Origin of the sequence: Shewanella psychromarinicola, assembly GCF_003855155.1 — a bacterium.
Taxonomy (GTDB): Bacteria; Pseudomonadota; Gammaproteobacteria; order Enterobacterales; family Shewanellaceae; genus Shewanella; species Shewanella psychromarinicola.
Genome location: NZ_CP034073.1, coordinates 1,185,980 through 1,207,819, shown reverse-complemented (window position 1 = coordinate 1,207,819; position 21,840 = coordinate 1,185,980). Strand labels below are relative to the sequence as shown.

General features: G+C 44.5%; 19 protein-coding genes and 3 rRNA genes. 8 read left to right on the top strand and 14 right to left on the bottom strand.

The window, feature by feature from the left end; all coding sequences use genetic code 11:
- Positions 1–9 precede the first annotated feature (9 nt).
- The 3 genes from rrf to EGC80_RS05135 all read right to left on the bottom strand — a co-directional run bounded on the left by rrf (position 10) and on the right by EGC80_RS05135 (position 5,081).
- Positions 10–125, bottom strand: a 5S ribosomal RNA gene (gene rrf, locus EGC80_RS05145).
- 128 nt (positions 126–253) lie between these two features.
- Positions 254–3,157 (bottom strand): 23S ribosomal RNA (locus tag EGC80_RS05140).
- Between the two features lie 381 nt (positions 3,158–3,538).
- A 16S ribosomal RNA gene (locus EGC80_RS05135) occupies positions 3,539–5,081 on the bottom strand.
- Together the 16S, 23S and 5S rRNA genes form the textbook arrangement of a ribosomal RNA operon.
- Before the next feature lie 585 nt (positions 5,082–5,666).
- Between EGC80_RS05135 and EGC80_RS05130 the strand changes: the two genes are divergently transcribed.
- Together EGC80_RS05130 and EGC80_RS05125 are read left to right on the top strand one after the other, a co-directional pair.
- Positions 5,667–6,212, top strand: a complete 546-nt coding sequence (locus EGC80_RS05130) for a gamma carbonic anhydrase family protein (RefSeq protein WP_101033487.1) — start codon at positions 5,667–5,669, stop codon at positions 6,210–6,212.
- Between the two features lie 299 nt (positions 6,213–6,511).
- Entirely contained in the window at positions 6,512–7,747 is a 1,236-nt protein-coding gene (locus tag EGC80_RS05125; protein ID WP_124012942.1) for a sensor domain-containing diguanylate cyclase, read from the top strand.
- Positions 7,748–7,774: 27 nt separating this feature from the next.
- Here EGC80_RS05125 and EGC80_RS05120 read toward each other — a convergent pair whose 3' ends face one another.
- The 9 genes from EGC80_RS05120 to EGC80_RS05075 all read right to left on the bottom strand — a co-directional run bounded on the left by EGC80_RS05120 (position 7,775) and on the right by EGC80_RS05075 (position 14,403).
- Positions 7,775–8,035, bottom strand: a complete 261-nt coding sequence (locus EGC80_RS05120; RefSeq protein ID WP_124012941.1) for a DUF1488 family protein — start codon at positions 8,033–8,035, stop codon at positions 7,775–7,777.
- The gene (gene aroE, locus EGC80_RS05115; protein ID WP_124012940.1) at positions 8,035–8,868 is read right to left on the bottom strand and encodes a shikimate dehydrogenase; all 834 of its coding nucleotides are present in this window, start codon (positions 8,866–8,868) and stop codon (positions 8,035–8,037) included. The genes EGC80_RS05120 and aroE overlap by 1 nt, the downstream gene beginning before the upstream one ends.
- 68 nt (positions 8,869–8,936) lie before the next feature.
- Positions 8,937–9,185, bottom strand: a complete 249-nt coding sequence (locus tag EGC80_RS05110; RefSeq protein ID WP_124012939.1) for a hypothetical protein — start codon at positions 9,183–9,185, stop codon at positions 8,937–8,939.
- Positions 9,186–9,555: 370 nt separating this feature from the next.
- Entirely contained in the window at positions 9,556–10,488 is a 933-nt protein-coding gene (gene hemF / locus EGC80_RS05100) for an oxygen-dependent coproporphyrinogen oxidase (protein ID WP_124012938.1), read from the bottom strand.
- 4 nt (positions 10,489–10,492) lie between these two features.
- Positions 10,493–11,059 (bottom strand): L-threonylcarbamoyladenylate synthase, encoded by a 567-nt coding sequence (locus tag EGC80_RS05095; protein ID WP_124012937.1) that lies wholly within the window; start codon positions 11,057–11,059, stop codon positions 10,493–10,495.
- A gap of 38 nt (positions 11,060–11,097) precedes the next feature.
- Positions 11,098–11,661, bottom strand: a complete 564-nt coding sequence (locus EGC80_RS05090; RefSeq protein WP_124012936.1) for a DNA topoisomerase family protein — start codon at positions 11,659–11,661, stop codon at positions 11,098–11,100.
- A gap of 59 nt (positions 11,662–11,720) precedes the next feature.
- Positions 11,721–12,194, bottom strand: a complete 474-nt coding sequence (locus tag EGC80_RS05085) for a DUF494 family protein (RefSeq protein WP_101033474.1) — start codon at positions 12,192–12,194, stop codon at positions 11,721–11,723.
- Positions 12,195–12,196: 2 nt separating this feature from the next.
- Positions 12,197–13,213 (bottom strand): DNA-processing protein DprA, encoded by a 1,017-nt coding sequence (gene dprA, locus EGC80_RS05080; RefSeq protein WP_124012935.1) that lies wholly within the window; start codon positions 13,211–13,213, stop codon positions 12,197–12,199.
- A gap of 83 nt (positions 13,214–13,296) precedes the next feature.
- Entirely contained in the window at positions 13,297–14,403 is a 1,107-nt protein-coding gene (locus EGC80_RS05075) for a LysM peptidoglycan-binding domain-containing protein (protein ID WP_124012934.1), read from the bottom strand.
- 126 nt (positions 14,404–14,529) lie between these two features.
- Between EGC80_RS05075 and def the strand changes: the two genes are divergently transcribed.
- Genes def through EGC80_RS05050 form a run of 5 tightly spaced genes read left to right on the top strand, consistent with a single transcriptional unit; the run spans position 14,530 to position 20,167 of the window.
- On the top strand, positions 14,530–15,042 hold the full coding sequence (gene def / locus EGC80_RS05070; RefSeq protein ID WP_233768597.1) for a peptide deformylase: 513 nt from the start codon (positions 14,530–14,532) through the stop codon (positions 15,040–15,042).
- A gap of 8 nt (positions 15,043–15,050) precedes the next feature.
- Entirely contained in the window at positions 15,051–16,007 is a 957-nt protein-coding gene (gene fmt / locus EGC80_RS05065) for a methionyl-tRNA formyltransferase (protein ID WP_124012932.1), read from the top strand.
- A 1-nt stretch (position 16,008) separates the two neighbouring features.
- Positions 16,009–17,292, top strand: a complete 1,284-nt coding sequence (rsmB, locus tag EGC80_RS05060; protein ID WP_124012931.1) for a 16S rRNA (cytosine(967)-C(5))-methyltransferase RsmB — start codon at positions 16,009–16,011, stop codon at positions 17,290–17,292.
- A gap of 16 nt (positions 17,293–17,308) precedes the next feature.
- Positions 17,309–18,718 carry a Trk system potassium transporter TrkA gene (gene trkA / locus EGC80_RS05055; protein WP_101033468.1) on the top strand — a complete coding sequence of 470 codons (1,410 nt, stop codon included), beginning with the start codon at positions 17,309–17,311 and terminating at the stop codon, positions 18,716–18,718.
- 6 nt (positions 18,719–18,724) lie between these two features.
- Positions 18,725–20,167: a TrkH family potassium uptake protein gene (locus tag EGC80_RS05050; protein WP_124012930.1), complete on the top strand. Its 1,443-nt coding sequence runs from the start codon at positions 18,725–18,727 to the stop codon at positions 20,165–20,167.
- A gap of 6 nt (positions 20,168–20,173) precedes the next feature.
- Here EGC80_RS05050 and hemG (EGC80_RS05045) read toward each other — a convergent pair whose 3' ends face one another.
- Positions 20,174–20,725, bottom strand: coding sequence for a menaquinone-dependent protoporphyrinogen IX dehydrogenase (gene hemG, locus EGC80_RS05045; protein WP_124012929.1), 552 nt, complete (start codon positions 20,723–20,725; stop codon positions 20,174–20,176).
- A gap of 198 nt (positions 20,726–20,923) precedes the next feature.
- Between hemG (EGC80_RS05045) and EGC80_RS05040 the strand changes: the two genes are divergently transcribed.
- On the top strand, positions 20,924–21,229 hold the full coding sequence (locus EGC80_RS05040) for an ArsR/SmtB family transcription factor (protein ID WP_101033465.1): 306 nt from the start codon (positions 20,924–20,926) through the stop codon (positions 21,227–21,229).
- Between the two features lie 82 nt (positions 21,230–21,311).
- Here EGC80_RS05040 and hemG (EGC80_RS05035) read toward each other — a convergent pair whose 3' ends face one another.
- Positions 21,312–21,839: a menaquinone-dependent protoporphyrinogen IX dehydrogenase gene (gene hemG, locus EGC80_RS05035; RefSeq protein ID WP_124013015.1), complete on the bottom strand. Its 528-nt coding sequence runs from the start codon at positions 21,837–21,839 to the stop codon at positions 21,312–21,314.
- Position 21,840 lies beyond the last annotated feature (1 nt).

Sequence of the window (21,840 nt, the reverse complement as noted above, 5' to 3'; positions counted from 1 at the left end):
AAATTAGGCGCCTGGAAATGACCTACTCTCGCATGGGGAGACCCCAAACTACCATCGGCGCGATTGCGTTTCACTTCTGAGTTCGGAATGGGATCAGGTGGTGCCACAATGCTATGGTTTCCAGACAAATTTGTATATCTACCGCCATTAAGGCCGTAAATAATAATTCGGAAAGCTGATTTTTTTGAGTCTGCAAAACACTGTTTAAGCGCTCTATTCTAACACTAAGGTCAGTAAAACCCATCTGGGTTGTATGGTTAAGCCTCACGGGTCATTAGTACAAGTTAGCTCAACGCCTCACAACGCTTACACACCTTGCCTATCAACGTAGTAGTCTCCTACGGCCCTTTAGAGAGCTTAAAGCTCTAGGGATGACTCATCTTAGGGCTCGCTTCCCGCTTAGATGCTTTCAGCGGTTATCGATCCCGAACGTAGCTACCGGGCAATGCCATTGGCATGACAACCCGAACACCAGCGGTTCGTCCACTCCGGTCCTCTCGTACTAGGAGCAGCTCCCTTCAATCATCCAACGCCCACGGCAGATAGGGACCGAACTGTCTCACGACGTTCTGAACCCAGCTCGCGTACCACTTTAAATGGCGAACAGCCATACCCTTGGGACCGACTTCAGCCCCAGGATGTGATGAGCCGACATCGAGGTGCCAAACACCGCCGTCGATATGAACTCTTGGGCGGTATCAGCCTGTTATCCCCGGAGTACCTTTTATCCGTTGAGCGATGGCCCTTCCATTCAGAACCACCGGATCACTATGACCTACTTTCGTACCTGCTCGACGTGTATGTCTCGCAGTTAAGCTGGCTTATGCCATTGCACTAACCGTACGATGTCCGACCGTACTTAGCCAACCTTCGTGCTCCTCCGTTACTCTTTGGGAGGAGACCGCCCCAGTCAAACTACCCACCAGGCACTGTCCCGAACCCCGATTAGGGGCCGCGGTTAGAACATCAAAACTACAAGGGTGGTATTTCAAGATTGACTCCACTCAGACTAGCGTCCAAGCTTCAAAGTCTCCCACCTATCCTACACATGTAGGTTCAATGTTCAGTGCCAAGCTATAGTAAAGGTTCACGGGGTCTTTCCGTCTAGCCGCGGGTATACGGCATCTTCACCGCAATTTCAACTTCACTGAGTCTCGGCTGGAGACAGCGTGGCCATCATTACGCCATTCGTGCAGGTCGGAACTTACCCGACAAGGAATTTCGCTACCTTAGGACCGTTATAGTTACGGCCGCCGTTTACCGGGGCTTCGATCATGAGCTTCTCCGAAGATAACCCAATCAATTAACCTTCCGGCACCGGGCAGGCGTCATACCGTATACGTCATCTTGCGATTTTGCACAGTACTGTGTTTTTGATAAACAGTTGCAGCCACCTGGTATCTGCGACTGCCAACAGCTTAAGGAGCAAGTCCTATCACCGTCGGCAGCGTACCTTCTCCCGAAGTTACGGTACCATTTTGCCTAGTTCCTTCAGCCGAGTTCTCTCAAGCGCCTTGGTATTCTCTACCCGACCACCTGTGTCGGTTTGGGGTACGATCCCCACTAACCTGAAGCTTAGAAGATTTTCCTGGAAGTATGGCATCAACTACTTCATCACCTTAGTGACTCGTCATCAGTCCTCAGTCTTGCAATTGAATGCGTATCCCCGGATTTGCCTAAGAATACAACCTACCACCTTAAACGCGGACTACCAACGCCGCGCTAGCCTAGCCTTCTCCGTCTCTCCATCGCAGTTAGTGAAGGTACAGAAATATTAATCTGTTTCCCATCGATTACGCCTTTCGGCCTCACCTTAGGGGTCGACTCACCCTGCCCCGATTAACGTTGGACAGGAACCCTTGGTCTTTCGGCGAGGGAGTTTTTCACTCCCTTTATCGTTACTCATGTCAGCATTCGCACTTCTGATACGTCCAGTGTGGGTTACCCCTTCACCTTCAACCGCTTACAGAACGCTCCTCTACCGCGCACTTCTAATGAAATGCACCCGTAGCTTCGGTGGTATGTTTAGCCCCGTTAAATCTTCCGCGCAGGCCGACTCGACTAGTGAGCTATTACGCTTTCTTTAAATGATGGCTGCTTCTAAGCCAACATCCTAGCTGTCTGAGCCTTCCCACATCGTTTCCCACTTAACATACACTTTGGGACCTTAGCTGACGGTCTGGGTTGTTTCCCTTTTGACAACGGACGTTAGCACCCGCTGTCTGTCTCCCGAGTAGTACTCATTGGTATTCGGAGTTTGCAAAGGGTTGGTAAGTCGGGATGACCCCCTAGCCTTAACAGTGCTCTACCCCCAATGGTATTCGCTCGAGGCGCTACCTAAATAGCTTTCGAGGAGAACCAGATATCTCCGAGTTTGATTGGCCTTTCACCCCCAGCCACAAGTCATCCGCTCATTTTTCAACATAAGTCGGTTCGGTCCTCCAGTTGATGTTACTCAACCTTCAACCTGCCCATGGCTAGATCACTCGGTTTCGGGTCTACACCTTGCAACTAAACGCGCAGTTAACACTCGGTTTCCCTACGGCTCCGCTATTCGCTTAACCTCGCTACAAAATGTAAGTCGCTGACCCATTATACAAAAGGTACGCAGTCACGGTCTCAAGAACCGCTCCCACTGCTTGTACGTACACGGTTTCAGGTTCTATTTCACTCCCCTCACAGGGGTTCTTTTCGCCTTTCCCTCACGGTACTGGTTCACTATCGGTCAGTCAGGAGTATTTAGCCTTGGAGGATGGTCCCCCCATATTCAAACAGGATGTCACGTGTCCCGCCTTACTCGTTTTCATCTACGGTTAGTTTTCATGTACGGGGCTATCACCCTGTGCCGCTGTGCTTTCCAACACATTCCACTAACACCCCATAGACTTAAGGGCTAATCCCCGTTCGCTCGCCGCTACTAGGGGAATCTCGGTTGATTTCTTTTCCTCTGGGTACTTAGATGTTTCAGTTCCCCAGGTTCGCCTCATAACGCTATGTATTCACGTTATGATGACCACTTATGTGGCCGGGTTTCCCCATTCGGATATCGTTAGCTCAAATGCTTATTACTAGCTCGCCAACGCTTTTCGCAAGTTATTACGTCCTTCATCGCCTCTGACTGCCAAGGCATCCACCGTATACGCTTGGTCACTTAACCATACAACCCAAATGAGTTTCACTTGCGTGAACCTCTGAGCCATATCATGACCAGCTGGTTTTTACTTGTCTCACCTCCGGGTAGGAAGTGGACTCGCCTTAGTTTTTTAGAATATTCAAGACACTTAAACAGTGTGTTGAGAACTCAAGATACTAATGCTTTCGCATCAGTATTATTTTTCGCACTAACGTAATCACACAAACGACAACGAATCATCATCTATGCGCCTTTAGTTAGTACTATCAGCTTTCCAAATTGTTAAAGAACAATGCTAACCGGCTGGCGGCGCATTTCACTCTACTTCCGAAGAAGTTAACAAGTAATCTGTGTGAACACTCACATGCATCGCTGCACTTTTAGGTATTGAGTTAGTCGTATAGGTAAGGAGGTGATCCAGCCCCAGGTTCCCCTAGGGCTACCTTGTTACGACTTCACCCCAGTCATGAACCACAAAGTGGTGAGCGTTCTCCCGAAGGTTAAACTACCCACTTCTTTTGCAGCCCACTCCCATGGTGTGACGGGCGGTGTGTACAAGGCCCGGGAACGTATTCACCGTGGCATTCTGATCCACGATTACTAGCGATTCCGACTTCACGGAGTCGAGTTGCAGACTCCGATCCGGACTACGACAAGCTTTGTGAGATTAGCTCCACCTCGCGGCTTTGCAACCCTCTGTACTTGCCATTGTAGCACGTGTGTAGCCCTACTCGTAAGGGCCATGATGACTTGACGTCGTCCCCACCTTCCTCCGGTTTATCACCGGCAGTCTCCCTAGAGTTCCCGCCATTACGCGCTGGCAAATAAGGATAGGGGTTGCGCTCGTTGCGGGACTTAACCCAACATTTCACAACACGAGCTGACGACAGCCATGCAGCACCTGTCTCACAGTTCCCGAAGGCACAAGTCCATCTCTGGTCTCTTCTGTGGATGTCAAGAGTAGGTAAGGTTCTTCGCGTTGCATCGAATTAAACCACATGCTCCACCGCTTGTGCGGGCCCCCGTCAATTCATTTGAGTTTTAACCTTGCGGCCGTACTCCCCAGGCGGTCTACTTAATGCGTTAGCTTGGGAGCCCAGTGACTAAGTCACCAAACTCCGAGTAGACATCGTTTACGGCGTGGACTACCAGGGTATCTAATCCTGTTTGCTCCCCACGCTTTCGTGCATGAGCGTCAGTCTTTGTCCAGGGGGCCGCCTTCGCCACCGGTATTCCTCCAGATATCTACGCATTTCACCGCTACACCTGGAATTCTACCCCCCTCTACAAGACTCTAGTTCGCCAGTTCCAAATGCAATTCCCAGGTTGAGCCCGGGGATTTCACATCTGGCTTAACAAACCGCCTGCGCACGCTTTACGCCCAGTAATTCCGATTAACGCTCGGACCCTCCGTATTACCGCGGCTGCTGGCACGGAGTTAGCCGGTCCTTCTTCTGTAGGTAACGTCACAGTAACGGGCTATTAACACGCTACCTTTCCTCCCTACTGAAAGTGCTTTACAACCCGAAGGCCTTCTTCACACACGCGGCATGGCTGCATCAGGGTTTCCCCCATTGTGCAATATTCCCCACTGCTGCCTCCCGTAGGAGTCTGGGCCGTGTCTCAGTCCCAGTGTGGCTGATCATCCTCTCAGAACAGCTAGGGATCGTCGCCTTGGTGAGCCATTACCTCACCAACTAGCTAATCCCACCTAGGTTCATCCTGTCGCGGAAGGCCCGAAGGTCCCCTCCTTTCCCCCGTAGGGCGTATGCGGTATTAGCAGTCGTTTCCAACTGTTATCCCCCTCGACTGGGCAGATCCCTAGGCATTACTCACCCGTCCGCCGCTCGTCACCTCAGGAGCAAGCTCCCTTGTGTTACCGCTCGACTTGCATGTGTTAGGCCTGCCGCCAGCGTTCAATCTGAGCCATGATCAAACTCTTCAATTAAAGTTTTTTGAAAACCCCATTCTTACAAGTAAGAACGACGCTTTCGGCTCAATGAATTCTGATTTCATTAATTAGACTCGGAAGAATCTAAATAATGTTTGTACATATTACTATGAACACTCATCGTTGCATTGAGTTGAAATTTTTTGATTGCCAACATTCCGAAGAACAGAAGACAATTTCGAATAACTCAATACCTGTGAATGTCCACACAGATTTCTTGTTTAGATTGTTAAAGAACGTTGCTAACATGAACATCTTTCGATTTTTCATTCAGCGGCCGTTGACGCTAGGTCGTTGGCTTGGGGTGCGTATTTTACGCATTTCCCGTTTCGCGTCAAGTGTTTTTTCAAACTTTCTTTTCGCGTTGATTCGAGTGATTTGAACCACTTAAACCAACCCAACTCGGTGACTGCTTTCGCTGTCTGCCGTGTCAGTGGATGCGCATTATAGGCAATACAAGATTTAGCGCAAGCCCTTTATTGAGGTGATTTGTCATTTTGGGTTTGTTTGCGGATAATTTAGCCTGACCAGCTAGTTTTTAAGCATTATACTGTCTGAAACCATAAATATATAAGGATTGTTATGTCTACCAATGTAAGAACTTACCAAGGGATCCACCCTAATTTAGCTGATAACGTCTATGTTGATGAGTCTGCAGTACTTGTTGGCGATATAAAATTGGACCATGACGCCAGCATTTGGCCATTAGTTGCTGCTCGTGGTGATGTGAATAAGATCCGTATTGGTAAACGCAGTAATGTCCAAGATGGCAGTATATTGCATGTAACGCGTAAATCGCCTTCTAATCCTAATGGTAATCCATTAATTATTGGTGATGATGTGACTATTGGTCATAAGGCGATGTTGCATGGCTGCAAGATTGGTCATCGCGTGCTAATAGGTATGGGCGCTATCTTACTTGATGGTGCAATAGTAGAAGATGACGTGATTGTCGGCGCGGGCTCACTCGTGCCACCCAATAAAATTTTGCAAAGTGGTTACTTATATGTAGGCAGCCCATGTAAACAAGTTCGACCGTTAACTGACGCGGAACGTGTATTTTTACCACAATCGGCTGATAATTATGTCCGTTTAAAAAATGAATATTTGGTAGACTTACAACAGTAGCGTTATTCATACAAACGATTTGGGCCAATAATATGTTGGTCTATTTCGTTTAAGCCTTGTTAAAACAAGTCATTCCACACATATCTTTATGATCTTCGTTGATACACTCACTATGATTTACAGAATAAATGGCCATCACAGTTTGTTTATTACTTATCACATCGGGACTCAAACACACTCTGACGACGATAATTAGCTTATATTGACTCGCAGATGGTAGTTTAGTTTGGCTTGAGGCACGTCGAGCATCGATGTTTAATGCTAAAGAGTATTACCGACTTATTATTAGGATGATTGAAGTGAAAACTAAAGGACGCATTAACAATAAGCACATTGCCTATGTAGACTTTAAGAGTCATCTATTATTGCTTGCTGTGCCTTTCTTGTTGTTCGTTATTATTTTCATATTCGCCATACCTAGTAATGCAAATACCTATTTATACCTAATGCTTATTTGTGGCGTTTACGCTTTGAGTTATGGCATCACTTATTATATCCACAAACAAAATATTTTACGGCTTTGGCAACATTTAGAGCAAGTTGTCCACATTAACGATACGACTTATGAATTAGTGAATTTATCCAGTCAATACGATTCTGAAAAAACCTTTTTAGACGCTCTATTGCAAAAAGCAGTAAGTGCTATCGATGATGCCGAAATGGGCAGTATCATTCTGGTTGATAAGAATACCACTAGATTACAATTTGAGTCGGTTGTGGGGTTGGATATAGATGCTCTTCGAAAAATAAACTTTACCTTAGAAGAAACCTTTCAGTTCCGACGGACGAATGGTCGTTGTGATAAGGCGGTTGTGATTAACAACATGAAGAACATCAATGCTAAAAGCACTCTCACAAATGAAGACCAACACGCACTATTACATGCTTCGATACAACCAATCTGCTCAACCTTATCTAGCCCAATCCATATTGAGGGTGAACTTTATGGAATGATGAACTTAGACAGTATCAAGATGGATGCCTTTGGTGATTACGATATTAACTTGGTTAATATTCTAACCTCTGAAGCCGCTAATGCGATTTCGTTATATCAAAAGTCGAAGAAAATCGAAATCATGGCAGATTATGATGGATTAACCGAGCTGTATAACCGTAAGAAGTTTGATGCCACGATTTTACAATGGCAACACAATCCAGAGTTAGCCAGTTATATTATCATCTTGGATATGGATAACTTAAAACCGTTAAATGATCAGTATGGACACCAAGCGGGTGACGATGCATTAAAAGCCATTGCACAATCACTAAAGGCGCTATGGCATCCTGAGTTTTTGGTTGCGCGTTATGGTGGTGATGAGTTTGTTGCTTTATGCCGCGGCCCTATCGATACCTTAGAGCAGCAAATCACCCAATTGCAGCAAGACCTCGCCGCTTGCGTACATGGCATTCATTTTAGCTACGGATTTGCACAATATGATCAAGATTGGGAGAGTGCCTTTAAGCAAGCTGATAACAATATGTATACCCAAAAACGACTCAAAAAATGGTCGGCACCCAAGTCTGCGAGAAACTAACTCGACCAATCCAGCTGATTAAACACATCATGAAATAACAGTAATGTCGCCACTATCGCTAAAGGCTTCTTGTGCTATGAGCGCTTCAGCTTTGTCTTCTAGGTCAAAACGACATTGTTCAAACAAACTGGCGGCATTATGTTGATCCACGAGTTGATTATCACAAAGCTCGCTAATAACAGAAAAGTGAGCAAAACAATTAATATTTATCCCCTGTTGCTGCGCAATAAATCTTACTTCATTTGTTTCGATGTAGAGCTGATCGGTAAAAATCACGCTTTGATTCATTAATCTGCTACCTTTTGCGCCAGTGACTCACGCAGTTTTCCCATGACAGATGCGGTATCAGGAGTCACACCGCGCCATAAACTAAAACTTTTTGCCGCCTGACCAACCAACATGCCTAGCCCATCAGCGGTTTTACGGGCATGTTGATCTTGCGCCCATTGGTTAAATGCTGTGGTTTGTTGGCTGTAGGTCATGTCGTAACAATCAGTGGTTTTATCTACGATAACATTAGGCAGAGTAATTAACTGCCCAGATAAACCTGCAGAGGTTGAGTTAATCACTAAATCAAACGGAGAGACTAATTCCTCAATGGGTTTAGCAAAAAAGTTACCATATTCACTGAATAAGGCTTGGAGTTGCTGTGCTTTTTCGTGAGTCCGATTACAGATAACCAATTGAGCCACATTATGCTGCAAAATAGGCAAAATACACCCCCTTGCCGCGCCACCAGCACCTACCAATAAGACTCGCTTACCTTTTAACGAACCAAATAGCATTTCTAGGTCATTCACCAAGCCAACGCCATCGGTATTGTCACCGCCTATTTTGCCATTGGGCAAATTAAACAGCGTGTTGACGGCACCTGCGAGTGTAGCCATCTCACTGAGCTCATCACACATGGCAAATGCTTGTTCTTTAAAAGGTGCGGTAACATTGGCGCCTTTACCGCCATCGGTAAAGAATGCCGTTAACGAAGAATCAAATTGATCGACAGAGACGAGAATAGCGTCATAGCTTAAGTCTTGCTGAGTTTGTTTGGCAAACTCAGCATGAATAAATGGCGACTTACTTTGCGCTATCGGGTTACCAAATACAGCATACTTATCGGTCATTTACTTCACCTCTTAGTTAACGGCATTATTTGCCTACGATGGACACATCTGACGTCTATCATCAAATGTTAGCGGCTATATACCTCAGGCATTGGCTTTTTTTGTAAATAACGATCACCTAGCTTACCTTGACGGCTGTCAGTATCTTGCTTTTCTACTGCTATCCACATCTTTTGTACTTTACTGCTGAACACCAAAGAGGCGCCTCTGCATAAGACTAAACCTGCCGGTTTTCCAACCGCAATCCGCCCAGTATCTAAATAGAATAGATCTGCCACATTTGCCGTCACAGCAGCCAGAATATCACCATAGTTCATGACATTGGCAACCCCATTCCCAAACTAAAACGGAGTGCGTAAATACCATGGCTACCACCTGGGAAAGCAACCGCTATTATTACTCTTGCTTTGGCTAGTTTACCTGCATTTACGAGTGAATTATGCAGCGATTCAACACTTGCTGACAAGTTACCCATACTCATCCGGCATTACGTGCTAAACACATGCCCTCCGTTATCGCTGAGTCTATGGTGATCAGAGGATCATTTTCATGCGCGCGGCGATTAACCACACAATAAAAAAGCCTGAACATCAACAAACGATGATTCAGGCTATTTCGACCTTAGCAGACAACATGGGTAACCGATGACTCGTTATTGCAGCATGGCAAGGTAGAATCCGATTGGAATTAAACTTCAGCTAACCAGTCTTGTGGTTTTAAGTAGATATCGTACAACTCAGCTTCTGGACTATCTTCTTCAGGGGTGAACGCGTATTCCCAACGTACCAGAGGCGGCATTGACATTAAAATCGATTCTGTACGACCGCCGGTTTGTAAACCAAATAAGGTGCCACGATCATAAACCAAGTTAAACTCGACATAGCGGCCACGACGATAAAGTTGGAACTGGCGCTCATCGTCACCGTATTCTAAGGTTTTATTGCGCTCGACAATTGGCGCATAAGCTTCAATAAAGCCGTTTCCTACCGCTTGCATAAACTCAAAACTACGCTCAAAACCGGGTTCGTTTAAATCGTCAAAAAATAGTCCGCCGACACCTCGAGTTTCATTACGATGCGGTATAAAGAAATACTCATCACACCATTTTTTGTATTTAGGATAAACGTCATCGCCAAATGGCTGGCAAATATCTTTAGCCGTTTGATGCCAGCTGACGACATCTTCTTTAAAGGGGTAATAAGGTGTTAAATCAAATCCGCCACCAAACCACCACACGGGGTCCGCACCTTCTTTACGGGCAATAAAAAAACGTACGTTGGCATGGGTCGTCGGGATATAAGGGTTATTGGGGTGGATCACTAAAGACACCCCCATCGCCTCAAAACTACGGCCAGCTAATTCAGGGCGATGCGCAGTAGCCGATGCAGGCATAGATGCACCCATCACATGTGAAAAGTTAACGCCAGCTTGCTCAAAGATTTTGCCTTGAGTTAATACTCGACTAGTGCCACCGCCGCCTTCTTCACGCTTCCATGAGTCAGCTTTAAAAGTGGCTTTGCCGTCGAGTAGCTCTAAACGCTGACAAATATTTTGCTGTAATGCTAGCAGGAATGATTTTACTTGTTGTGCGTCGGGCACTTGAGAAAGGTTGTTTGACATAGTATTAGCTTCCATTACGAAGGATCTGACCACTGCGGGCATCAATAATGGTTGATGGCTGACGTTGTTCGCCCAGCTTACCTAAAATCAATGCATCAATTTTATCAGTAAAATCAGTGATGATATGTTGTGCATCGACGACCGGTGACTTTCCGGCTAAATTGGCACTTGTCGATACAAGGGGTTTATTGAGGGTGTCGCACAACTCTCGCACAACGGGGTGAGCTGATACGCGCACTGCAATCGAATCAAATTCACCGCAGAGTAATTTGGATACATGGGACTGAATAGGCATAACAAAGGTAAAGGGGCCTGGCCACTTTGATTGCGCAAACTGCAACTGCGGTTCAGTTAGTTGAGTGATATCAAGGTAAGGCAAAAGTTGATCCAAAGAACTGGCTACTAAAATCAACCCCTTTTGCCAAGGACGCTGTTTAACAGCCAACAATTTTTCAATAGCACTGTCGTTGTCAGGATCACAGCCTAAACCAAACACCGCTTCAGTTGGATAAGCAATCACTCCGCCTTGACTTATGACGGCAGCGACAGCGGATGGCTGCAATTGCAACATGAAACTTCCTTACATCAAATTGATATTAATAACGAAAACTACAGAGCACGTTTATATTTACAGGATTTTTGCGGACACTCAACTCGGCTACCCGCCGCACCTTTACGTTCAACTAAAATCCCGAAGCCACAATCAGGGCAAGCTTCATTATACGGAGGGTAGTTTACGATAAACTTACATTTTGGGTAGGCGCTACAAGCAAAAAAAGTTTTACCATAACGACTGGTCCGAGACTCAAGATGACCTTTGGCGCACTGAGGGCAAACAATCTGTTCAGCTTGATTGGTGTGATCGTGTTTTTCAATATGAGTACATTCTGGGTAGTGAGTGCAACCAATAAAAATACCAAACCGACCAGACTTAACCGCTAACTCATGGCCACACTGCGGACATTCTGAACCGCTGATAACTTGAGTCTCTATCGACTCATGTTGCACTAGTGGACGAGTATAGTCGCATGTTGGGTAGTTATTACACCCCACAAAGCTGCCATGTTTACTGTGTTTAACCGACAGTTCAGAACCACAAACAGGACAAAGTTCAAACTCTTTCTCCAGTGCATGCTCGTGGACAGTAAACAACTGCGGATCAATTTTCGACATGGTGCTCTCAATGAATAATTTTCTGTAGACCTAAAAAAGGAGGCTAAGCCTCCTTTTTGTTATGAGTGTAAACGCCCTTCTGGCTGCTCGAAGATTAAATCTTCCATTTGCTCATAGGCTGACTCATTTCCTGGCACGTTAAATAGTACCATTAATACCACCCATTTGAGATCTTCTAACACTAATGTAGGTTCATCTAATTCCATGACACGGTCAATGACCATTTCACGGGTTTCGACACTGAGTACTTGTATCTGCTCTAAAAACAATAAAAAACCACGGCACTCAACATCTAATTTGGCCATTTCCGCTTTGGTATAAATACGGAATGAATGTTGTGCGTGATTACACAAGTAAGGTTTATCGCTTTCTTGTAGATCAGCAAGGTGCTCTAACCAAGAAAGTGCTTTTATAATATCAACTTGATGAAAACCCGCACGGGTTAACTCTTTAGTGAGCTCATCTTCATCAACTAATAGCTCAATTTCACTATGAACATAATTTTCAAATAAATACATGAGGATATCAAACATGGCTAACTCCTCTTTAGTCTGACGTAACCACCGGGCACTGCTGCAACCCACCCTTGTAACTCAAGTTCAAGCATTTGTATTAACACCAGATCTATTGGTTTCCCACTATCCTCAACTACTGCATCTACCGCAGTAGTTTCATATCCTACACTAGATAACAGCGGAGGAAATGGCAAATCACAAATGTCATTATCTCGTATATGGTGCCGTAGATGCAATTGTTCAAGGTGATAATCAGATAAACTGCCCAATTCTTCGATTATATCGACAGCCGACTCGACAAGTTTGGCGCCATTTTTAATTAAATCATGGCAACCTTGACTATAGCCCCCTAACACCGATCCTGGTACAGCAAACACTTCACGGTTTTGCTCCATTGCAAGTCGAGCACTAATTAACGAACCACTTTTACGACTTGCCTCAACCACGACAGTGCCTAAGCTTAGGCCACTGACAATACGGTTACGCCGAGGGAAGTTACCAGAAAAAGGCCCTATACTTGGCCAATATTCACTGATTACACAGCCTGTATTGATAATGTCATGATACAAGTTTTGATGACGCTTAGGGTAAATGCACTCAACCCCGCTGCCCAATACTGCTATGGTCGTTCCATTAGCAGCCAGAGTCGCTTTATGGGCTGCACCATCAATACCAGCAGCCATGCCGCTGGTAATTGAAAAGCCTTGGTGAGCTAAATGATAAGCGAGTTCTGCCGTTATATCTAAGCCGCCTCGAGAGGCATTACGGCTTCCCACCATTGCAATACTCGGTAACACAAGAGATTCTATCGACCCTTTAACAAATAATACCTGTGGTGGATCGCTAATTTGTGCAAGTAATGGCGGATAAAGTGGATCAGAGAGGGTCACAATATAGTGATTGGACTGCGAATCAAGCCAGGCTAGGGCTTGCTCGACCTTATTAAAGTCGATACTACATTTAGCCAATAGGCTTGCTGGTAAAGGCAAGGCCTGAGGTTCAAACTCTAGACGTTGACGAATTTCTTCAACGTCCATTTGAGTTAATAATTGTTGAATCCGAGCAGGTCCTAGCCCAGATACGGCACAAACAACTAACCAGTCGACCAGTTTATCTGAAATTATTCACCTTTAATGGTCAAGGGATCTGGTTTAGTCAATTTATCACCGACTCGAACGGGGTGCTCATTGAACATAATCAAACCTAAACTGGTTTTATCAAACACTTTAAAAACCATCAAATTACCATGAAAAATATCTGGCATTTTATACACGGTATCATCTGAAAAGTTCGCCAGCACTTTATCGTAAGATGAACGGTCTATAGGTCGAACTGGATTACCCTCATTATCAATAATAATGTTTTCGCCATCGCGGTACATTGAAAAAACATGTCCAGTCTCAACACCATCATTGGCACCACGATCAAGATAGACGACATCTAACTTACCAGCTTCACGAATGTTACCTGTTATACCAACAATAGAGGTAGAAACACCTAAGTCTGCCGCTTTTGGGATAAAATAAGCCGACATTAACGCTTCATCTTCTACCGGGGCAACATGAAAGCCACCTTTGGTTTCACGTAAGCTACTGAGCAATTCAACTTTTGACACAACGCCAGACTCAATAACCCGCCCACTCGAAGCTAAAATAATTTCCTGGCCTAATAATTCGCCGCTATTTGGAGCAAAAAACTCACGTCCAGTTTGATAAATTGCCACTTTAAGGCCTTGTTCAAGCTGCGCATTAACATAGACAACGTCATCGACCACATGATGAATTGATGGGCTCTCGCCGCTCATAACAATCGGCAATTCCAATAACCATGCAGGATCCACAACTCTATTTTGTACTAAATAGGGTCTAATTAAGGCAAGATCAACAGCAGGAATCGGGCCATCTTTGGATATGACTCGTCCTTCAGGACTCTTCTGAATGTGCTGCTTAACCACTAAACGAGGTTGACCATCAATAAATACTAATGTCAGTCTATCGCCAGGGTAAATTAGATGTGGATTAGCAATTTGCGGGTTAACACCCCACAATTTAGGCCAACGCCAAGGGTCATTCAAAAAATATCCAGAGATATCCCACAACGTATCGCCTTTTTTAACGACATACGTGTCAGGATGGCCCGCCTTTAGGGTTAATGTATCAGCGTTAGCCCCAAAAAAATTTAATGATAAAAAAACAAGTAAAAGTAAGCGTTTCATGGTGAGATCCATGTTGTTTAGCTCTTTATTAGAGCTTTTTGCTGTTATTGATAAGCGGTAAGGATTAAAATTACCCTAATCGCAATGGCCAGTATAGCTATCTGGCTGAAATTTGACAGACTTGTGAAGAGTTTATATATGCCACTACTTAATGTTTTACGATTTCCAGATGAACGTTTACGCACCATCGCGCTACCTGTGACGGATTTTGGTCCGCAATTACAGACTATAATTGATAACATGCTCGAGACGATGTACCTAGAGAAAGGTATCGGTCTCGCTGCTACTCAAGTGGATTTTCATCAACAATTGATTGTGATGGATTTACAAGATGAGATAGAACGCCCAACCGTTTTTATTAATCCTGAGATTATTGCCAGTAGTGGCGACTTGGCAAATGAAGAAGGCTGCCTATCGGTACCGGGGATTTATGCCAAAGTTGACCGTGCTGAATTTGTCACGCTCAAAGCCCTAGATCGTCACGGTAAAGAGTTCACTATTGAAGCAGATGAGTTATTTGCCGTTTGTATTCAGCATGAAATGGATCACCTTAAAGGTAAGTTGTTTGTCGATTACTTATCACCATTAAAACGCCAACGTATAAAAACTAAGCTTGAAAAAGAAGCTCGTTTAGATGCTAGAGAAGTATAGGAAAAAATTTGAAACCGTTAAAAATTATCTTTGCCGGTACTCCGGATTTCGCTGCCAGACATTTACAAGCGCTCATCGACTCTGAACATGATGTGATTGCGACTTATACTCAACCCGATAGACCCGCAGGGCGAGGTAAAAAACTTACAGCAAGCCCAGTAAAAGCACTGGCATTAGCGCATGCCATTCCGGTATTTCAACCAGCATCATTACGAAATGATGCGGCACAAGCGGAATTAGCACACCTCAATGCCGATATCATGGTTGTTGTTGCTTACGGGTTGATTTTACCAAAGATAGTCCTTGATACTCCGCGTTTAGGTTGTATTAATGTTCACGGTTCAATTTTACCGCGCTGGCGTGGAGCCGCGCCTATCCAACGAGCATTATGGGCAGGCGACACAGAAACCGGTGTCACCATTATGCTAATGGATATCGGCCTAGACACTGGTGATATGCTGTTTAACACCCGCTTACCCATCGAACCGAGCGACACCTCAGCCAGTCTATATGAAAAACTCGCAGCCCAAGGACCTGAAGCATTAATTGAGGCTTTAGCAGGATTAAGCGAAGGGACGTTAACGGCTCAAAAGCAAGATGAATCGCTCGCCAATTACGCGGCAAAACTCTCTAAAGAAGAAGCGCGTCTTGATTGGCGTAAAACAGCCAAGCAATTATGGCAAGACATCCGCGCATTTAATCCCTGGCCCGTCAGCTATTTTGAGCATCATCAAAGTACCATTAAAGTTTGGCAAGCTGATTATTCCGCAGAAGTATGTCACGAAGCTCCGGGCACCATTATCGCGGCAACCAAACTCGGTATTGAAGTGGCTACCGCTGATGGCAAGTTAATTATTCAGACCATGCAACTGCCCAACAAAAAGCCACTTAATGTGGCCGATATTTTGAATGCTCGTGGTGATTGGTTTACCGCTGGTGTGTGTTTAAACCAAGAGGCTAACTAGCATGAATGTGCGCGCACTGGCAGCTAAAGCGATTTATGAAGTACTTGAAAAGGGTATGTCGTTATCGGTAGCGCTACCCGATCAGCAACAACACCTGCAAAATGGCAAAGACAAAGCCCTATTAGCAGAACTATGTTACGGCGTTATGCGCCAATTGCCACAACTCGACAAATGCGTCAGCGACTGCTTAGCCAAGCCGTTTAAGGGAAAGCAGCGCATATTACATCAATTGTTGATTGTCGGTTGTTACCAGCTTTACTTTACTCGCATTCCGGCACATGCCGCGATTTCTGAAACGGCAGAAGCCTGCCGACAGTTACGTTTTGATGGTTTGGTAAAAGTGGTCAATGGTGTATTGCGTACTATACAGCGCCAAGATGCCGCCTTAAACACCGACTCCGAAACCCTACGTTTTAATACTCCAGCTTGGTTTATTAAACGCTTACAACAAGCTTATCCAGACCATTGGCAAAACATTATTGAGCAAAGCCATCAGCGTCCACCCATGTGGCTGCGTAATAATCAGCAATCACAAACACGTGATGCTTATTTAGCGGCATTAGCCCAACACGATATTCCCGCCCAAGCAGGCCCAAGCCAAGATGCTATATTGCTCGAAGGCGCAAAAGATGTGACCGCTTTACCTGATTTTATGCAAGGAGCAGTCTCTGTTCAAGATGGCGCCGCGCAATGGGCTGCAACCTTACTGGCACCAATGGCGGATGAATTGATCCTAGATGCCTGTGCTGCACCAGGTGGCAAAAGTTGCCATTTACTAGAGCTTGCTCCCGATATTAATTTAGTCGCAGTCGACTTTGATCAAAAACGCCTAGCTCGAGTACAACAAAATCTGGACAGGTTGCATTTAAAAGCGCAGCTTATTCACGGCGATGCTGCTGATATCCCATCATGGTGGCAAGGACAGCAATTTGATCGCATATTACTCGATGCACCTTGCTCAGCCACAGGCGTTATTCGTCGTCACCCTGATATAAAATGGTTACGTAAAAATAGCGATATTGAAGAGTTAGCCAACTTACAGACACAAATATTGGATCATTGCTGGCAATGGCTTAAACCGGGTGGCTGCTTATTATATGCAACCTGTTCTATTTTACCCCAAGAAAACAGCCAGCAAGTTGAGCTATTTCTAACACGGACACCCGATGCGAGTTTAGTACCGATAGAGCAACAAACTCATCTCGATGATATCGGTTGGCAGATTTTGCCAGGACAAGACAATATGGACGGCTTTTATTACGCTCGCCTAGTTAAAGCACTTTAAGGATGTACCTCAAGCCATGAAAATTATTATTTTAGGGGCTGGACAAGTTGGCGGCACATTAGCTGAAAACTTGGTCGGTGAAAATAACGACATCACACTCGTCGACAGTGATCGCGCTCGACTAAGGTTGTTGCAAGACAAATTTGATTTGCGTGTTGTTGTCGGTCATGGCGCCCATCCGAGTGTACTAAAAGAAGCGGGAGCAGAAGACGCGGACATGCTCATTGCAGTAACAAACAGCGATGAATGTAACATGTCTGCCTGCCAAATCGCTTATAGCCTTTTTGGCACACCGACAAAAATTGCGCGTATTCGCTCAGAAGCCTATTTGGAACTTCAAGATAAACTATTTATCAGCAGTGAAATTAAAAGCGGAGATGCCAAACCTCGTGGCGGTTTTATTATTGACGAGTTAATTGCACCAGAACAGTTAGTGACCGCTTACATACAAAGATTGGTCGAATACCCTGGTGCACTTCAAGTTCTTGAATTTGCGAAGGGTAGACTCAGCCTTGTTGCGGTTAAAGCCTATTATGGTGGCCCACTAGTGGGTAACGCACTCGCCACATTACGTGAGCACATGCCCAATATTGATACCCGGGTGGCGGCTATTTTTAGACAAGGTCGTCCCATTATGCCGCGTGGCACCACCATTATTGAAGCCGATGACGAAGTGTTTTTCGTCGCCGATAGCCGCCATATTCGCGCGGTAATGAGTGAGATGCAAAAACTGGATAATTCGTACCGAAATATAATGATTGCCGGTGGCGGTAATATTGGTTTTGGCCTTGCCCAAAAACTACAACGTACTCACTCGGTTAAATTGATTGAGCACCGTCAAGAGCGCGCAGAGTTACTGTCTGAAAAATTGGAAAAAACCACCGTGTTTTGTGGTGATGCCTCAGACCAAGAATTATTGCTTGAAGAGCACATAGATCAAACCGATGTGTTTATCGCCGTCACTAACGACGATGAAGCCAATATTATGTCCGCTCTACTCGCCAAACGTATGGGTGCTAAAAAAGTCATGGTGCTGATCCAACGTGAAGCCTATGTTGATATAGTACAAGAAGCTAACATTGATATCGCCATCTCTCCGCAACAAGCTACTATTTCAGCGCTGCTGACGCATATTCGCCAAGGTGATATTTGTAATGTTTATTCATTGCGCCGTGGTGCAGCAGAAGCCATTGAAGCCATCGCCCATGGTGATTCGAGTACCTCAAAAGTGGTCGGGAAAAAAATTGGTGATATCAAGCTGCCGCCAGGAACCACCATTGGCGCCATTGTTCGTAATGATGAGGTGTTAATGGGCCACGATAGAACGGTAATCGAACAGGGTGACCATGTCATTTTATTCTTGGTCAATAAGAAGTTCATCGGTGACGTAGAAAAGTTATTTCAACCTAGCGCATTTTTCTTTTAAGTTCTTATGCTTAACTTCAAACAAATCATTTTCATTATCGGTATTTTTCTGGCGATACTAACAGGATTTATGCTGGTACCAATGGCTTTTGCACTGTTTTATGCTGAAGAAACCATTGGAGACTTTATGATCTCTGGGTTGTTTACCGGCTTTATCGCCATTCTGTGTATTCAAAATGGCCGACACCATCATTTCAACCTCAACATCCGCGACATGTTTATGCTGACAAGTGTAACTTGGTTTGTGGTCAGCTTATTTGCAGCCTTACCCTTCACGCTTTATCACGGTATTAATTATACCGACGCTTTTTTTGAAACTATGTCAGGCATTACCACCACAGGTTCAACGGTTTTATCTGGTTTAGATAATATGGACCATAGTATTTTAGTCTGGCGTTCATTATTACAATGGCTTGGCGGCATAGGCTTTATTGTCATGGCCGTGGCAATCCTACCGTTTTTGAATGTGGGGGGTATGCGCTTATTTAGGACCGAATCCTCTGATTGGAGTGACAAAACGATCCCCCGCACCCAGCATATGGCTAAACACTTATTCTTGATTTATGCGGCATTAACAATGCTATGTGCATATTCTTATCACCTTGCTGGCATGCACTGGTTTGAGGCAATCAATCATGCAATGACAACATTATCGACCGGAGGATACTCAACCTCAGATAAATCAATGGCCATCTTTTCACATTCGGCTCATTGGGTGAGTATCGTGTTTATGTTGGCAGGCGGATTGCCGTTATTGATGTTTGTACAAACCATACAGCAACGCAGCTTACGCTTATGGAATGATCAACAGGTAAAAGGATTTTTACGCTTTGTGTTACTGGTGTCATTTTCGTTAGCCTTTTGGCTTTGGCAACACCAGCAAATAGACTTTTTAGATGCATTAAGATTAGCCAGCTTCAATGTCATTTCGGTTATCACTACCACAGGTTATGGGTTAACGGACTATCAATCTTGGGGGGCTTTCGCCAGTGTGATATTTCTATTTCTAATGTTTATTGGCAGTTGTTCTGGCTCAACATCTGGTGGGATAAAAATATTTCGTTTCCAAATCGCATTCTCAATTATGCGTCAACAAATTAAACAACAGTTTCATCCTAACGGGGTGTTTAAAGACAAATACAATGGCCATCGTATTCGTGATGATATTGTCCGCTCAATCATGGCGTTTTTTATGCTGATGGTTATCGTGATATTAGTGCTTTCAATTACATTAGTACTGACAGGGTTAGACCCAATGACCAGCTTTACAGGAGCGATTACTGCGGTCACCAACGTCGGACCAGGCCTTGGTCCTATTATTGGCCCAGCAGGAAACTTTGCTCCACTTCCTGACGTAGCAAAATGGGCATTGGCACTAGGAATGTTATTAGGGCGCTTGGAAATACTGACTGTCGCAGTGTTGTTTCACCCTAAATTTTGGCGTTATTAATATTGCTTAGGCAATGACGACTCCAGAAGACGCTAAATGGGTAATATGGTCAGCATAGGCCTTCACATCGTCCCAATCAGTATAATCAATAATTGCAGTAGGATCGGTGGGGCCATCGGTCATCTTCATAATAAGGCGGATCATTAAGCTGTCATACCAAGGCCAAGAAGGATAATCGACTTTACCGGCAATAATTTTGACATCTTGGGGTTTCCACGCCGATAAGGTTAAAAACTTCTGTAAGTATTTATTGTTCTCGGGGATGCGTTTTTCTGGCTTGCGAGCGACGACATTGACGCAAAAAAAACTATTGGGTAACTGCGACAAGTGTCGCTGATTTTCACGAACAAATTCAAACACCGATTTGTGATATGAGCCATATAAGACACAAGCCCCTAACGCAACAGCTTGGTATTTAGACCAATCGATTGGGGTTTTATCTTGAATATTCATCACATCACAATTATCGCCTTGGGATTGAATTTGCTCTGAAATTGCACGGCTAATATGTGCGGTGTGGCCACCCCGAGAATAATACAACACTAAAACATTGGCCATTTTTGATTCTCATTGCTGATTGATTTTCATCAGTTTGGCAAAAAAAGTCTCTTAAAACCCCTGCAAAGATCACAAATTAGAAATGGCTCATATATTTAATCGTTTAAATTGAGATCTCTATGAAGCAAAAGTATTATGATATAGAAAACAAAACTGAACCCAGACTAACTCGCAATTAAAGGTTACATAAGGACACTCATGAAGCAAGATATCGATGTCGCAACGATGCTTATTAATGCCGAAACGGCTGCACAATGGTTAAAAGCCATTGCGAATCCTTACCGCTTAATGATTTTATGTTTATTGTTAGAACAAGAATTAAGTGTCACGGAGTTAAATGAGACAGTGCCGCTGAGCCAATCAGCATTGTCACAGCATTTAGCGGTACTGCGTACCCAAGATTTGGTCAACACTCGTAAGAGCTCACAAGTGGTTTATTACACGCTTAAAAATGAGCAAGTAACCGAAGTTATCTCTATTCTACATCGACGCTACTGCGCTTAACTAACATAAAGGCTTAAATAGCGTTGAGAGTGAATAGTGTGCCCAATAATATGTCATTGGACACGCTGTTGGTGTCATGAGGTTACATTTGCCCTGTTATTTGTTTGGCATAATCATCGACTTTACTCCAATCCGTAAACTCGAACGTTCCCTGTGTATCGGTCGGTCCTTTGGTCATCCACATGATAAATCGGATCATAAACTTATCGAAGAAACCGTAACGAGGGTAATCTATCTTACCCGCAAAGACGCCTAATAGCTGAGGCTTCCAAGCCGAGAGTCCTAAAAACTTCACCATATAAGGATTGGTTTCTGGAGTGTTTTTTTCAGGCTTTCTTGCCACAACGTTTACGCTAAAAAAACTGTTCCGCTTGGTATCGAGTATGGCTTTGTGTTGCTCAACAAACTTGAACAATTCTGGTCGATGTTTGCCATATCGAATACTGGCACCAATAACGACTTTATCGACACAAACTAAATCATCCGCGTCAGCCTCCGCTAGGTTAACCACCCTAACCTGCTCGCCATTTGTCATTAAAATTTGCTTGATTTGCTGACAAATTGCCAGCGTCTGCCCATCGACTGTAGAGTACAGAATTGCAGTTTTCATC